Origin of the sequence: Fibrobacter sp. UWT2 (genome assembly GCF_900142545.1) — a bacterium.
Taxonomy (GTDB): Bacteria; Fibrobacterota; Fibrobacteria; order Fibrobacterales; family Fibrobacteraceae; genus Fibrobacter.
Genome location: NZ_FRBF01000003.1, coordinates 18,992 through 33,017, shown reverse-complemented (window position 1 = coordinate 33,017; position 14,026 = coordinate 18,992). Strand labels below are relative to the sequence as shown.

11 protein-coding genes are annotated in these 14,026 nt (G+C 49.7%); 7 read left to right on the top strand and 4 right to left on the bottom strand.

Annotation, left to right across the window (positions count from 1 at the left end):
• Positions 1-66: 66 nt before the first annotated feature.
• On the bottom strand, positions 67-2,331 hold the full coding sequence (gene metE / locus BUA40_RS02520; RefSeq protein WP_072797978.1) for a 5-methyltetrahydropteroyltriglutamate--homocysteine S-methyltransferase: 2,265 nt from the start codon (positions 2,329-2,331) through the stop codon (positions 67-69).
• Positions 2,332-2,487: 156 nt separating this feature from the next.
• Between metE and BUA40_RS02515 the strand changes: the two genes are divergently transcribed.
• Positions 2,488-3,393 (top strand): LysR family transcriptional regulator, encoded by a 906-nt coding sequence (locus BUA40_RS02515; RefSeq protein ID WP_072797971.1) that lies wholly within the window; start codon positions 2,488-2,490, stop codon positions 3,391-3,393.
• 1 nt (position 3,394) lies between these two features.
• Here the strand turns inward: BUA40_RS02515 and mnmA are convergent, their stop codons facing one another.
• Positions 3,395-4,483 carry a tRNA 2-thiouridine(34) synthase MnmA gene (mnmA, locus tag BUA40_RS02510; RefSeq protein ID WP_072797970.1) on the bottom strand — a complete coding sequence of 363 codons (1,089 nt, stop codon included), beginning with the start codon at positions 4,481-4,483 and terminating at the stop codon, positions 3,395-3,397.
• A gap of 197 nt (positions 4,484-4,680) precedes the next feature.
• Between mnmA and BUA40_RS02505 the strand changes: the two genes are divergently transcribed.
• Genes BUA40_RS02505 through BUA40_RS02495 form a run of 3 tightly spaced genes read left to right on the top strand, consistent with a single transcriptional unit; the run spans position 4,681 to position 8,531 of the window.
• Entirely contained in the window at positions 4,681-6,027 is a 1,347-nt protein-coding gene (locus tag BUA40_RS02505; protein ID WP_072797969.1) for an O-acetylhomoserine aminocarboxypropyltransferase/cysteine synthase family protein, read from the top strand.
• A gap of 24 nt (positions 6,028-6,051) precedes the next feature.
• Positions 6,052-7,488, top strand: coding sequence for an aldehyde dehydrogenase family protein (locus tag BUA40_RS02500; protein WP_218588178.1), 1,437 nt, complete (start codon positions 6,052-6,054; stop codon positions 7,486-7,488).
• 14 nt (positions 7,489-7,502) lie between these two features.
• Entirely contained in the window at positions 7,503-8,531 is a 1,029-nt protein-coding gene (locus tag BUA40_RS02495) for an ABC transporter substrate-binding protein (RefSeq protein WP_072797967.1), read from the top strand.
• A 139-nt stretch (positions 8,532-8,670) separates the two neighbouring features.
• On the opposite strand, the gene metK is transcribed toward BUA40_RS02495, so the two are convergent.
• Positions 8,671-9,861, bottom strand: a complete 1,191-nt coding sequence (gene metK, locus BUA40_RS02490) for a methionine adenosyltransferase (protein WP_072797966.1) — start codon at positions 9,859-9,861, stop codon at positions 8,671-8,673.
• Between the two features lie 243 nt (positions 9,862-10,104).
• On the opposite strand from metK, the gene BUA40_RS02485 reads away from it, so the two are divergent.
• From BUA40_RS02485 to thiF, 3 genes are read left to right on the top strand one after another with little or no spacing between them, the layout of a single operon-like run.
• On the top strand, positions 10,105-11,064 hold the full coding sequence (locus BUA40_RS02485; protein WP_072797964.1) for a 50S ribosomal protein L11 methyltransferase: 960 nt from the start codon (positions 10,105-10,107) through the stop codon (positions 11,062-11,064).
• 15 nt (positions 11,065-11,079) lie between these two features.
• Complete coding sequence (locus BUA40_RS02480; RefSeq protein WP_072797961.1) at positions 11,080-11,682, top strand: dimethylsulfonioproprionate lyase family protein; 603 nt, start codon at positions 11,080-11,082, stop codon at positions 11,680-11,682.
• Between the two features lie 20 nt (positions 11,683-11,702).
• A complete protein-coding gene (gene thiF / locus BUA40_RS02475; RefSeq protein WP_072797959.1) occupies positions 11,703-12,512 on the top strand; it encodes a thiazole biosynthesis adenylyltransferase ThiF in 810 nt (269 codons plus the stop codon).
• Between the two features lie 5 nt (positions 12,513-12,517).
• Here thiF and BUA40_RS02470 read toward each other — a convergent pair whose 3' ends face one another.
• A complete protein-coding gene (locus BUA40_RS02470) occupies positions 12,518-13,942 on the bottom strand; it encodes a MocR-like pyridoxine biosynthesis transcription factor PdxR (RefSeq protein WP_072797957.1) in 1,425 nt (474 codons plus the stop codon).
• Between the last annotated feature and the right edge of the window lie 84 nt (positions 13,943-14,026).

Sequence of the window (14,026 nt, the reverse complement as noted above, 5' to 3'; positions counted from 1 at the left end):
GTGCAATAAAAAACGCCTCACGCAAAAAACGTGAGACGCCTCGTTCAAGGAATATTCCAAAGAGGATTATTCAGCGCGGAGTTTCTTGGCAGCAGCCACAAGATTCTTGAGGCTTGCCGTCGTTTCGGTTTCGCCGCGGGTCTTGAGGCCGCAATCGGGGTTCACCCACACATTCTGCTGCGGAACTTTCGCAATGATCTTGTGGAGAGCGTCCACAATTTCCTGTTCCGAGGGAACGCGCGGAGAGTGAATGTCATACACACCCGGGCCCACCTGAGTTTCAAACTTGGCTTCGTTCAGGGCGTCAAGTAACTTGAGGTCAGAACGGCTTGCTTCGAAGGTGATCACGTCGGCGTCCATGTTGTCGATATCGCGCACGATGTCGTTGAATTCGCTATAGCACATGTGCGTGTGAATCTGCGTTTCGGGCTTGACCTTGGCATGCACCAGGCGGAATGCCGGAATGGCCCAGTCAAGGTATTCCTTGTGCCAGTCGCTCTTACGCAGCGGCAACTTTTCGCGGAGGGCGGCTTCATCAATCTGAATAATGCGAATGCCGTTCTTTTCAAGGTCAAGGACTTCGTCGCGGATAGCGAAGCCGATTTCCTGTGCCTGCACCTTCAGCGAAACGTCTTCGCGCGGGAAAGACCAGTTGAGAATCGTCACCGGGCCCGTGAGCATGCCCTTCACCGGCTTCTTGGTGCAGCTTTGGGCGTATACAGACCATTCAACGGTAATCGGAGCACTGCGGCTCACGTCGCCCCAAACTACAGGCGGTTTCACGCAACGAGTGCCATAGCTCTGCACCCAAGCGTTCTGCGTAAAGATAAAGCCGTCAATCTTCGTGCCGAAATATTCCACCATGTCATTGCGTTCGAATTCACCGTGGACAATTACGTCGAGGCCGATTTCTTCTTGCAGCTTGATGCATTCGGCAATCTTCTTCTTGTTGAATTCCACATACTGTTCCTTGGAGATTTCACCCTTGCGGAATGCGGCGCGGTTTGCGCGGACTTCAGCAGTCTGCGGGAAGGAGCCGATTGTGGTCGTCGGGAATGCGGGCAGCTTGAATTCAGCCTTCTGCACTTCGCGACGTTCGAGGCGGCTCGGCTTGCGTTCAAAGTCAGCGGCACTGAGGGCGGCAAGTTCAGCCTGCACCTTGGCATTTGCCTGCACACGCGGAGTGGCAAAGAGAGCCTTATTCTTTTCAAGGGCAGCGGCGTCACCGCTTGCAAGTTCAGCAAGTTCAACGAGTTTTTCTTCGGCGAAGGCGAAGTGACGGAGCGTTTCAGCAGGAAGCTTCTGTTCAGCAGCGACCGTATACGGCACATGCAACAGCGAGCAAGAAGTTCCAACCACTACGTTTTCTGCACCGACAGCACTCACGATTTCGGCGAGCAAGGCATTCTTCTGGGCGTAATCGGCACGCCAGATGTTCTTGCCGTTCACGATACCGGCAAGCAGGAGCGTATTCTTCGGGAAACCAGACTTGATGAGTTCCAGCGACTTGAGGCCTTCGACAAAATCAAGACCGAGGGCATCGAAACCGAGGGCAGCCACATCCTGATACACATCGCGGATATCGCCAAAGTAAGTCTGCAAGGCAATCTTGAGGCCTGCGGCACGCACCTTTTTGATGAGCTCCACATAAATAGACTTGAAGAGCTGCTTTTCTTCGGCGGTCACGTCGAATACCAAGGCGGGTTCGGCAAAGCTGATCCATTCGGCACCGGCAGCGGCGAGCAGTTCAGCGACCTTTGCGTAAGCGGCTACTGCAGAGGCGGCGAAATCCTTCGCCTGCTTCTTGCCATTATAGCGGGCCAAGCGGAGGAACGTGTAGGCGCCAATCAAAGTCGGCACGGTCTTGATTCCGGCAGCCTTTGCTTCGTTGAATTCCTGCACCGGCTTGGAATCATTCACCTTGAATTCAGAAGCGTCATCGATTTCCGGAACAATGTAGTGGTAGTTCGTATTGAACCACTTCTTCATGGGGAGGGCCTTCACGTCGCCCTTTTCGCCCTGGTAACCGTGAGCGGCTGCGAAATACTTTTCGAGCGTGCTCAGGTTCAAGCTCTTGTAACGTTCCGGAACAATGCCGAACAAGAATGCGGTATCGAGAACGTTATCGTAGAACGAGAAATCATTCGAAGGAATAAAGTCGATGCCGGCGGCCTTCTGCTTTGCCCAACCGTACTGACGGATCTCGGCGGCGACGTTCTGGAGCTCCGCTTCGGAGATTTCGCCCTTGAAGAACTTTTCGCTTGCAAACTTGAGTTCGCGGGCCTTACCAATGCGCGGGAAACCGATTACAGATGTTTTTTTATTGCTCATAGTGTTTTACCTACCTTTTTTGTTTGTTTTTCGATTACGCCGCCAAATATATCTCCTTTTTCACCATCGGTAAAATACTATTTTTTAGGCATTCACCATAGCTTTTTCCTATGGTACAAACAAAAACATTTAAATAACTAGCTATAAGAAAGCCCTATGACTTTACAACAACTTAAGTACGCCATCGCCATCGCCGATACGCGCAATATTACCGAAGCATCCAAGCGCGTATTCATCTCGCAACCGAGCCTTACGGCGGCCATTCATGACCTCGAAGAAGAAATGGGCGTCACCATCTTTAACCGCTCCAATAAAGGCGTCACGATCACTAACGAGGGTGATGAATTCCTTTCTTATGCAAGGCAAGTTTTGGAACAAGCGACTCTCATGGAAGACCGCTACAAAGGTGGAAAAAGTGGCAACACCATCTTCTCCGTGAGCTGTCAGCATTACTCTTTTGCGGTCAACGCATTCGTCGATGTCATCCGAAAATTCGGTGGTCCGAGCTACGATTTTACGCTCCGAGAGACCCAAACAAATGAAATTATTGACGATATTGCGAAGTTAAAAAGCGAAATTGGGGTACTTTATTTGAGCGATAAGAACGAAAAAGTCATAAAAAAACTCATACAAAAGAACAATTTGGTCTTTGAAGAGCTCTTTGCGACCCCCTTGCACGTGTTTATGTCGTCTAAAAACCCGCTCGCCAAGAAAGAAAAAATCACGCTAGAAGACTTGAAGCCGTATCCATACCTGACCTACGAACAGGGCGATTTCAATTCCTTCTACTTTGCCGAAGAACCCCTAACCGCTATTGATTTCGATTGTCCGCGCAATATCAAGGTCCGCGACCGCGCCACGCTTTTCAACCTACTTATCGGCCTTGACGGCTACACCATTTGCTCCGGCGTGATCAGCCACAAGCTCAACGGCCGCAACATTATCGCAAGGCAACTCGACGTCCACGACAAAATGACCATCGGTTACGTGATGCGAAAAGGCGTAACGCCATCGCGCTACGCCAAAGCATATATTGCAGCCCTAATGCGACACTGCAGATAATTTATTTATCAATAATCGCCGAGGCGACGACGCCTTCGCCGGCATAAAGCACAAGAACTTGGCCGGGGGCGGCAGCGAATTGCGGCGTCTCGAATTCCACGCGAATGCGGCCCGGTTCCAGGTCCAGAATCTTTGCGGGAGATCCCTTGTGGCCCAAGCGAATATGGGCATCCAGCGGGCCCTTGAGCAGTGGCGAGTTTTCAGAGACCATCAAGTTCAAATCGATGGCAGAAACCTGAATGCAAGAAAGCGCGCTACGGGGGCCAAGAACCACCTGATTCTTGGCGGCATCTATCGCCACCACGAAAAGCGGTTCCTTTTGCCCACCAATATTCAAGCCCTTGCGCTGGCCCACCGTGTAATTCACAATACCCTTGTGTTTACCCAGCACCTTGCCATTCACATCGACAAAATCACCCGGCACCTGGTCCGATTCTTCAAACAGTACCGAGTAATCGCCGCATTCTATAAAATCCTGGCTTTCGCGCTTGGTGGCAAAATCATCCCAGCCTATTTCAGCGGCAAGCGCCTTGACATCTTGCTTATGCATGTTTCCCAGCGGGAAAAGCACCGTCGAAAGCTGCTCCGCCGAAAGCCTAGACAGAAAATAGGTCTGATCCTTGCCCGTATCTAAGGCGCGATACAGAAAAGGTTCGTTCTCGTTTTTGAAATCGAGACGAGCGTAATGTCCGGTGGCAAAATAATCAAACTCAATTCCCATTTTGCGGGCGGCCAAACGCAATGCGCCAAACTTGATAGACTGATTGCAACGCACGCACGGGTTCGGCGTACGACCAGCGCGGTATTCGGCGCGGAAATAATCCAGCACCTTGGTTTTATATTCGCCGGCGACAGGAACCACATAATGCGGGATTCCCAAGCGGTCTGCCACCAGTTTCGCTTCTTCAATATTTTTGTCTTCGCTCGGGCCGTAGCAGCCTTCACGACCTTCTACTGCGGGCATATTCACCGAGCCGTCCCACGTTGCCATGGTGAGGCCCACCACATCGTACCCCTGCTTTTGCAACAGGTACGCCGAAAGGGCGGAATCTACACCGCCCGATAAACCGACTGCCACTTTTTTTGTCATTGAGCCAAATGTAGAAGTCGCAAAAACAAATGTCTAATAGACTTTTTTAATATCTAGATATCATCAAAAATTATAGCAACACATTTCGTCACATCGGTATAAAAAAATTTGATAATTCTGTATAAGAACAAAGTATTGGAATAATCAAAAGCTCCTTTCTATTTTTCGCATTGAAATTTATAAGGAGAGTGATTCACATGTCAATTAAAACATCGAAAAAGTCAAGTAAAATCTCAGCGGATGTTACGAATCCGGCAAATTGGAATTTCGGCACCAAGTGCCTGCAGGCGGGCTGGAAGCCGAAAGTGGGCGAACCTCGCGTATTGCCGATTTTCCAGTCAACCACTTACAAGTACGAAGATGTTGACGAAGTAGAACGTCTTTTCGCCCTCAAGCAGTCGGGCAATAAGTATACGCGTACGGGCAACCCGACGGTAGCGGCTTTTGAAGCAAAAATTACCGAGTTGGAAGGCGGCGTGGGCGCTGTCGCAACGGCTTCGGGACAGTCGGCCGTATTGCTCGCTATTTCGAATTTGGTGAAGGCGGGCGATCATATCGTAGCCTCTAAGGCGGTGTATGGCGGAACCTACACGCTGCTTGATGTTCGACTTTCTAAACTAGGTGTCGAAACGACTTTTATTGACCCGGAAGCTCCTATTGCAGAACTCCGCAAGGCGTTCCGCCCGAATACAAAATTGGTCTTCGGCGAAACCATTGGTAACCCGGCGCTTGGCGTTCTGGATTTTGAAAAGTTCTCGAAGCTTGCCAAGGAATTCGACGTGCCGTTCCTTGTGGATAACACGCTTGCAACGCCGTTCTTGGTGAAGCCCTTGAAGCATGGGGCGAATGTCGTCATTCACTCTGCGACCAAGTACATTGACGGCCACGCCATTGCCTTGGGCGGTGTCGTGATTGATGGTGGCAATTATAACTGGAATAATGGAAAGTTCCCGGATCTTGTCAATCCCGATGCGCAGTACGCGAATACTTCTTACACTGAAAAATTTGGCCGCGCTGCCTACATTGTCAAAGCCCGCGCCCAGTTTTTGCGCGATTTCGGTGCAGCCCAGAGCCCCTTCAATGCATTCCTTTTGAACCTGGGCCTTGAAACACTCCATTTGCGCATGCCGCAGCACAGTTCTAACGCTTTGGCCTTGGCGGAATACCTCTCCAAGCATCCGGCGGTAAACTGGGTCAACTATCCGGCGCTCAAATCTAGCCCGAATAACAAGCGCATTCGCAAGTATTTCGATTATCAGGGCGGAAGCGGCGTGCTGACCTTTGGTCTCAAGGGAGGCAAGGCTGCCATTCGCTCGTTCGTGAAGGCTTTGAAAGTTGCTGCCTTGGTGGTGCATGTGGGCGATGCCCGCACAAGCGTGCTGCACCCGGCAACAAGTACACATTCTCAGCTTTCGCCGAAGGATAGGCTTGCCGCAGGAATTCCTGACGACATGATTCGCGTGTCCGTCGGTATCGAAGATCCGCGCGACATTATCGCCGATTTCGAACAAGCGATAAGGGAAAGCAATAAAAAGAGCAAGTAATTTAGGGCGGGAAACTTTATGCAAATGATAATTGATGGAAAACGAGCGGACGCTTCTGACCGTGGCGTTATTCGCATCTTGAATCCCGCGACACAGGAATTCATTGATATCGTACCCAAAGCAACTGCAAGCGATGTCTACCAAGCGATTGATGCAGCGCAAGCAGGAAAGCGCATTTGGGCAAATACGCCTACTCATGAACGCGTCCGTATATTGAGCCGTTGTGCAGACGCCATTGAAGAACATCTTGAAGATCTTGCACAAAGCCTTTCACGGGAAATGGGAAAAATCATTCAGGAAGCTCGTGGAGAAATACGCGTTAGTGCACAAACAATTCGAGGATATGCAGAAGCCGCCGCTCATCATTATGGAAAGACCTTGACGGATTCCCAAAAGGGAATCGAAAAAGACATTCTCTTCACCCGTCATGAGCCTCTCGGAGTTGTAGCCTGCATTACGCCCTTCAATTACCCGGTTTTACTTGTCGCTCACAAAATGGCGGCCGCTCTTGCTACAGGAAACGCCGTCATTGTTAAGCCAGCAAGCGATAATCCTCTTACATTAATAAAATTAGTTGCCCTTTGTTTAGAACAGGGAATTCCGGGAAACGTACTGCAAATTATAACCGGCTCTGGCGAAGTTGTCGGAAAAATCCTTGCGGAAAACCCCAAAGTAAACGCAATTTCCCTCACTGGTAGCACAGAAGTGGGAATTTCGTTGGCAGAAACCGGCGCCAAAACACTCAAACGAGTTTTTTTGGAATTGGGCGGAAACGATCCATTCATCGTGCTTGACGACGCCGATATTTCGAAAGCGATTGCCGCTGCCGTTGAAGGGCGACTTGAAAACGCTGGACAAACTTGTTGCTCTTCAAAGCGTTTCCTTGTTCACGAATCTATCCACGACCTTTTTATAAAAAAACTGTTGGAGGCTCTGTCCAAAATCAAACACGGAAGTCCACAGGATGACGAAACGGAATACGGTTGCTTGATAAATGGAAATGCCGCCCAAAAGGTTGAATCGCAAATTCAAAAGACCATTGAGCAGGGGGCAAAATTAATTTGTGGCGGGCACGCCTATAATATCACCTATTTTGAACCCACCATTTTAGATGATGTAACGCTTGATATGGACATTGCGAAAGATATGGAAGTCTTTGGGCCAGTGTTTCCGATTATCACGTTCAAAACAGATGAAGATGCTGTCAAAATCGCCAATGCGTCAAGGTACGGGCTTCAAGCGGGCGTTATGACTAAATCTGTAGATCGAGCGATGCACATTGCAGCAAGCCTTCAATGCGGCGCCGTTGTTATTAACGGCTCAGGGAACTACCGACATATTGAACAACCTTTTGGTGGTTACAAAATGAGCGGCTTTGGCCGTGAAGGTATCTCAGGAACTCTCGCTGAAATGACACAAGAAAAAACATACGTATTAAAAGATGTACTAATTCAACCATAACAGGAGTGTATAACATGAATAAAATCAAAATACTGCTTTCTGCATTCTTTATTTTCTCTTTGGGTTTTGCACTCATCGCTTGCGAAGAAGAAAAAACTGAAAAGACCGAAAAAAACGAAGAATCTGCTTTTAAATTCGGCACGGTCGAAATCCCCGTTTCCGATGGCACCCTTTGCATTGCGCCGTTCTTTGTCGCCAAAGAAAAAGGTTTCTTTGCTAAAGAAGGTGTCGATGTGAAATTCGTGTCGGCAAATGCGGAAACCCGTAAAATCGGGCTCAACAACGGAACGTATCCGATTACGAACTCCGACTTCGCCTTTTTCCAGTCCGTCGAAAACGGCGTGAATATTAAGGTGGTCGAAGGATTCCATATCGGTTGCATTCATCTGCTTGTCAAGAAGGGCTCGCCGATTCGTAACGCTCAAGGTTTGAAAGGCAAGAAGATCGCCGTGAACGCTATTGGCGCCACTCCGCATCAGGCCGCAACACTTTGGCTTGAAGCAAACGGCGTTTCTGCTATAAACGATGTGCAATTCTTGCCCTATGCCGATGGCAACTTGGCGCTCGAGGCTTTGGAACGTGGGCAGGTCGAAGCGGTTTCGCTTTGGGATCCGCTGGGAAGCCTTGCCGCAGTTGACGGCCGCGCCGATGTGCTGATGGATTTGGCAACGGACCCCGTTTTCGCAGGTCGCTATTGCTGCTTCTATTATGTTTCAGGCGTCCTGCTGGAAAAGGAACCGGAAAAAATCAAGGCTCTCCTCCGCGCTCTCGAACAGGCTCACACCTGGATCAGCGAACATCCGGAAGAAACCGTGGAACTCATGCAGGCTGGCAAGCACTCCGCTATCGAAGACAAGGAATTCGCAACTGCACTCATCAAGTCGTACGAATACCAGTCTCCTGAACAGAAAATCAAGAGCGGTCGCAACCTGAAAGCCGACTTGCATTACTTCGCAGATTTGCTGCATAAAGTCGGATACCTGCAGCTGAACGCCGACGAATTCACCGAAAAAATCTACCATGAAGTTGACTGGAATAAGTAATAAATTGTACTCCTAAATTTCCTGTGCACTACTCTCCGCGCAGGAACCCCTCGGCAGCATTAGTTGCCGAGGGTGTTTTTTGTATACAAAAAAGGCTCGTCAATGACGAGCCTTAATTTTTTTACTAGAGAGAGTTCGCTTAGATCTTGGCCAACTTCTTAAGTGCGGCTGCCTTGTCCGTCTTTTCCCAGGTGAAGCGGGCGCCGGTGCGACCGAAGTGGCCAAGCGCGGCAGTTGCCTGGTAGCCGGGCTTCTTCAAATCGAGCATCTTCACGATGCCGGCCGGAGAAAGGTCGAAGGTCTTCTTCACGATTTCTTCAATCTTGCGGTCATCAATCTTGCCAGTCTTGAACGTATTCACCAGCACAGACACCGGCTTGGAATAACCGATGGCGTAAGCGAGCTGAACTTCGCAACGGTCTGCAAGGCCTGCGGCGACAATATTCTTTGCCACATAGCGTGCGGCGTAAGCAGCGCTGCGGTCGACCTTACTCGGGTCCTTGCCGCTGAATGCACCACCACCGTGACGACCCATGCCGCCGTAGGTGTCCACGATAATCTTACGACCGGTCAGGCCGCAGTCACCGTGCGGGCCACCAATCACGAACTTGCCCGTCGGATTGATGAGGAAGCGAGTCTTCTTGTCCAAAAGCTTTGCGGGAATCACCTTCTTGATGAGTTTTTCGATGATTTCCTTTTCGATGGTCGAATGCTTGAGTTCCTTGCCGTTCACGAATTCGTCGTGCTGCGTGCTGACCACCACGGTATCGACGCGCACGGGCTTGTCATTTTCGTCATATTCGACGGTCACCTGCGATTTCGCATCGGGGCGGAGCCACTTGATTTTGCCGGATTCGCGGAGGTTCTGGATTTCTTCCATGAGCTTGTGAGCAAGACTAATCGGAAGCGGCATCAGTTCCTTGGTTTCGTTCACGGCGTAACCGAACATCATGCCCTGATCTCCTGCGCCCTGCTTGTCATCTTCCTTGCCTTCGGCGGCCTTGGCGTCAACACCCTGAGCGATATCGGGCGACTGCTTGTCCACTGCAACGAGTACGGAGCAACCCTTATAATCAAAAGCAAGTTCCGGGTTCACATAACCGATGCTCTTAATAGTCTTGCGTGCAATCTGCTGGTAGTCAATTACGGCCTTGGTGGTAATTTCGCCGGAAATCACAACGAGACCGGTGTTGGCGAGCGTTTCGCAAGCCACGCGGCTGTTCGGGTCTTGGGCGAGGCAGGCGTCGAGAATTGCATCCGAGATCTGGTCGCAAACTTTGTCGGGGTGTCCCTTGGACACCGATTCAGAAGTAAAGAGATAATGTGCCATTGTATAAGGCTCCTTTTGTTAACAGCACCGAAAAGAACGTCGCATTTTTGAGCATTCCCAAGCGCTGAAAAAACGTGGTTTGAATTTCTATGCATAAATCTACATAAATGCATAAACCTTGTCAAGGAAAAACGGGCTTTTTACTTATATAAAAAATTGATAGCAAGTGCTAGAAATTTTGTATTGGACACAGTTATAGTCCACATCTATATTTGCACTCAAAAAAAGTGAGGCAACCTATAAATGAGTATTTTAGTTGATGTTAAAAAGTATCTGGCTTTAGAAGAAGCACCGAAACATGTTCAAGATTACCTTTCCGTGGCTGTAACGGATCACGCCTATTTGCCAAAGACCGAAGATATTACTAGTGATTGGGTCGCTTACATTGCGGCTCCCGCGTTCAAACTGATTCGTGAAAACCTGGGGCACGATGTGGAAGCATTCGCTTCGATTGGTACAGGTTCTGGAATCGATGTCCTGACGGGCGTTGAACTCTTGGGCGCAAAACGCGTGGGCTTTACCGATTTGCAGAAAAGTGTGGTGAACGCCGCGGCCGAAAATATCAAGAAGAATTTGAAAGATGCAGATTCGGTTGAGTTGGAATTCGGCGCAGGCGACCTGTTGCAGCCTCTTCAAAATGGCAAGCGCCGTTACGACGTGATTTATGAGAACTTGCCCAATGTTCCGTTAACCGATAACACCAAGATTGAAGACAAACGAAACAGCGGCCATTACCTGGAAAAGCGCGTCGAAGTGATTCCGGAATTCGTGCATGAGCAAATGCTGGATTTGCATTATCTGGCGCTCAAGCAGGCCCGCGATTACTTGGCCGACAAGGGTGCAGTCTATTCTACACTCGGTGGCCGCGTGCCGCTCAGTGCGTTTATCAAGCTCGGCGAATTGGCAGGCCTTTCTTCTGAAATCTTTACTTATTCCTGGAAGGTGCAAGCGGAACCTGAAGACGTGATTTCGGGCTACGCCGCTCAAGAAAAGGCGGGCCTCGGGCCGTTCCGATTCTACCGCGCAAGCGACTTGCAAAAAGCATTCGCCAACATTTCGGTGAAGGAATCCGGCAAGAACGCTTTCGAAATCGAAAAGTCGCTTGAATCTTCGAAGCTTACTGCTAAAGAAGCTTACGAAGCATTCCTAAAGGGCGAAGTGATCGGCCATACGGTTGCCGTACTGAAATCAAGCTTGAAGTAAAACGAGTGTATTTTGATGCAAGATTTTATCGCCCGTTTAATTGAAGAATCGAAGCGATTTCTGAATGAACGCGCCCAAATTGACGATGATATCGGTCAAGAGGCAGCCAAGTTTGTAGCGCGTGAAATCCCTGCCCCGAGTGGGATTTTCGAAAAAAGCGATTCTCCGTTGATTCGCTGGATTGAAGAGGCGATTCAATTTGGTAGCCCCGAAACGGAGCGCGTGCTGAACGCATTAAAGCCTGCGCTCCCTTTTTTGCCGTGGAAGTATAATTACGAGCCGCGCCCCGACATGCCTGATTTGGGCAATCAAATGGGCTGGGGCGAAATTCTCGGGCCCGAAGCGCCTTTTCATGACGATCATTTTTGCTACGGCTTTACGCTCTTGGGCAAGAACACGTTTTATCCGGCGCATTACCACCCTGCCACGGAACTTTACGTGGTGCTTTCGGGACATGCCGAGTGGACTTTAGACGGCGTTTCAAAAGTTCGCAACCCGGGCGAATTTATTCTGCATCCATCAAATCACGTACATTCGATGCGAACAAGCGACGAGCCCCTGCTTGCGCTTTACACGTGGAGCGGCGAAGATGTCGTAACGCTCTCGAAGTACGTGTGATTGAAGGGATAATCCCCAAAATGGCATTTACCAACGAGCAATTGGAACGCTATTCACGCCACATTATTCTTAAAGATGTCGGCGTAAAAGGCCAAAAGAAGCTCTTGAACGCGAAGGTACTCGTCATTGGTGCGGGTGGTCTTGGCGCTCCTGTGGCCATGTACCTTGCCGCCGCCGGCGTGGGCACGATCGGCATTGCCGATGCCGATGTGGTTGACCTTTCGAATTTGCAGCGTCAGATTATTCATGCCGCGCAAGATGTGGGTAAGCCCAAGGTGCAATCTGCGAAAGAAACCATGGAGGCAATGAACCCTGATGTCAAGGTGATTACTTATCATACTTTCGTGACGAGCGAAAATATTCTCGACCTCATTAAGGATTACGATTTTATCGTTGACGGCACCGACAATTTTCCGACGAAGTTCTTGATTAATGACGCCTGCGTCATGGCAAAGAAGCCTTTCTCGCATGCAGGCATTGTCGGATTTCAGGGGCAGCTGATGACATACGTGCCCGAACAAGGCCCTTGCTATCGCTGTATTTTCGAGGAACCGCCCCCGAAAGGTTCTGTGCCGACCTGCAAAGAGGCGGGCGTGATTGGGGCAATTGCAGGCGTAATCGGAAGTTTGCAGGCGATGGAAGCAATCAAGTATATTCTTGGAGTGGGTAATTTACTTACAGGCCACTTACTCACCTACAACGCGCTCACAGCAGAATTCCGTAAAGTAAAGCTCCCGAGTCATAACGACGACTGCGCCGTTTGCGGAACACACCCGACCATTACGCAGCTCATTGACTACGAACAGGCTGCTTGCGATTTGAAACATTAAACTTTTTAGTTGCAAAGGCTCGCGAGTATCTGCACTGCTTTTTGCATGCTCGCTTTATCTACCGACGAGTAGTTCACGACAAACTTATGCTGCGATGGCTTCGCCTCAAAATAATACTCCGAAAGAGCGCGGATGTTTACCCCACGGAATCGGGCGCGGTTGCAGAATTCAATATCGGAACATTTCGTGTTCACTTCCAAGATAAAGTGGAGCCCGGCATCTTCTTCGTAAATTCGGGCAACGTTCGAAAGCTTGCTCTTGCGGATAGCCGAAAGGAGCATGTCGCGCTTGGCTCGGTACAGGTTGCGCATGCGGTTGATGTGCGTCTCGTAGTAACCGAGATCGATGAATTTTGCCATCACATACTGGTCCAGATTCGAAACCGTACACGAATAGAACGAAAGTTTGTTATGGAATTTCTCGGCAAGATGCGGCGGGAGCACCATATAACTGAGGCGAATCGCAGAAGTCATCGTCTTGGAAAAGGTATTCAGGTAAATCACCTTTTCGGTGACATCGATGTTCTGTAACGCGGGAATGGGTTTTCCGGTCATGCGGAATTCGCTGTCATAGTCATCTTCAACGATGTAGCGATTTGGGGATTCGGCAGCCCAACTGAGCAGGCGATAGCGTTCGCCGACAGGCATCACCATCCCGGTCGGAAAATGGTGCGCCGGCGAAATATGAACGACATCAACGTCAGATTTCTTGACGGAGTCTACGAAACTTTCCGCCGCAATGGGAATGTGACTCACCTTGACACCGTATTGGCTGTACAGTTTTGATATTTTACTCCATCCCGGGTCTTCTACGCCATAGCACTTGTCAAATCCGAGCAATTGTACTAGCAAGCCATAAAGGTAATCAGTTCCGGCGCCAATGACAATCTGTTCGGGCGATACCTGGATATTTCTGAATTCGCGGAGCATGCGGGCAATGGCTCGGCGAAGTTCTAGCGAGCCCATTCCCGGAGAAACTTGCAGCAAATCACTTTGCCTTTCGCAAAGGACCTCGCGAGTGATTTTTGCCCAAGTGGTAAAGGGGAATGCCTCGATGTCGGCACCATTGCTTGCGAAGTCAGCGATATATTTCGGGTTGATATGTTCTGATTCATCGGAGGGTTCTGCGAGGAGCCTGCGTGTGCGAGATTTCTTGCGAATCCGATGGACTTGCGCATTAGCCGCGGCATTTATGTCTGCGACAAAGAAGCCTTTTTTAGGGAGCGAGTAAATGTAGCCTTCAGCGAGGAGCTGGGCGTAAGCGTTTTCAACGGTCACGACGCTAATGCCGAGATTCTGCGCGAGGTTTCGTTTGGAAGGGAGCTGTTCTTCGGCAAGGACGTTTCCGCTTACGATATCTTTTTTGATGCATTGGTAAAGGTAATGGTAGAGGCTATTTGCTCCCGCCTTGGACATATCGTAAGTGAACATGAAACTGACCTTATTAGTATTGCTAATCTGATATTTAACTGACCTTATAAAAATAGTAAAAAACTGAATATTGTGCAGGTCAAG

Bases quoted from the DNA above. Each gene is read 5' to 3' on its own strand.
- metE (WP_072797978.1), bottom strand. From the start codon at position 2,331: ATGAGCAATAAAAAAACATCTGTAATCGGTTTCCCGCGCATTGGTAAG.
- BUA40_RS02515 (WP_072797971.1), top strand. From the start codon at position 2,488: ATGACTTTACAACAACTTAAGTACGCCATCGCCATCGCCGATACGCGC.
- mnmA (WP_072797970.1), bottom strand. From the start codon at position 4,483: ATGACAAAAAAAGTGGCAGTCGGTTTATCGGGCGGTGTAGATTCCGCC.
- BUA40_RS02505 (WP_072797969.1), top strand. From the start codon at position 4,681: ATGTCAATTAAAACATCGAAAAAGTCAAGTAAAATCTCAGCGGATGTT.
- BUA40_RS02500 (WP_218588178.1), top strand. From the start codon at position 6,052: ATGATAATTGATGGAAAACGAGCGGACGCTTCTGACCGTGGCGTTATT.
- BUA40_RS02495 (WP_072797967.1), top strand. From the start codon at position 7,503: ATGAATAAAATCAAAATACTGCTTTCTGCATTCTTTATTTTCTCTTTG.
- metK (WP_072797966.1), bottom strand. From the start codon at position 9,861: ATGGCACATTATCTCTTTACTTCTGAATCGGTGTCCAAGGGACACCCC.
- BUA40_RS02485 (WP_072797964.1), top strand. From the start codon at position 10,105: ATGAGTATTTTAGTTGATGTTAAAAAGTATCTGGCTTTAGAAGAAGCA.
- BUA40_RS02480 (WP_072797961.1), top strand. From the start codon at position 11,080: ATGCAAGATTTTATCGCCCGTTTAATTGAAGAATCGAAGCGATTTCTG.
- thiF (WP_072797959.1), top strand. From the start codon at position 11,703: ATGGCATTTACCAACGAGCAATTGGAACGCTATTCACGCCACATTATT.
- BUA40_RS02470 (WP_072797957.1), bottom strand. From the start codon at position 13,942: ATGTTCACTTACGATATGTCCAAGGCGGGAGCAAATAGCCTCTACCAT.